This is a genomic window from Syntrophomonas wolfei subsp. methylbutyratica (assembly GCF_001570625.1).
Taxonomy (GTDB): Bacteria; Bacillota; Syntrophomonadia; order Syntrophomonadales; family Syntrophomonadaceae; genus Syntrophomonas; species Syntrophomonas methylbutyratica.
Genome location: NZ_BBQT01000072.1, coordinates 1 through 488, shown reverse-complemented (window position 1 = coordinate 488; position 488 = coordinate 1). Strand labels below are relative to the sequence as shown.

At 47.5% G+C, this 488-nt stretch carries 1 rRNA gene; it reads left to right on the top strand.

The features are described 5' to 3' along the window. Positions 1-83: ribosomal RNA gene (locus AWB54_RS15060) — 16S ribosomal RNA — on the top strand; the annotation flags it as partial. Between the last annotated feature and the right edge of the window lie 405 nt (positions 84-488).

Below are 488 nucleotides of genomic sequence, written 5' to 3'. Positions count from 1 at the left end.
AGCCGTCCAAGGTGGGGTTGGTAATTGGGGTGAAGTCGTAACAAGGTATCCGTACCGGAAGGTGCGGATGGATCACCTCCTTTCTAAGGAGTAAGGAGAGGAAGAAGCAAAGCTTCCTCCCGGACAAGTGGAAGAGAGAGGAATTGGCGCAGACAATTCCAACAAATTGTCTAACCTCCAACTTCCCACCTCCCACTTCTCCTACCGGTCGATCCTTCTGGTCTTGACTGTTCGTTTTATATATAAACCTTCGCGGTAGGTTTCAACAGTTCATCTAGGCCTTACGGCTTGATTCGCTGGAAACCCACGCATGGGACACAGCATAGTACATCAGCGCCCAGTCGGGCATGATTCACTGGGCCGTGTCTCCAAAGTTCTTTGGAAACTGCATAGAGGGAAAGAAAGTAGGAACAATTTCATTGCCGCTTTAAAGAGATAATGCAAATTATTTCGCAAAGCAAAATGAGAAAGTTCTCTCGCAAAGGTCA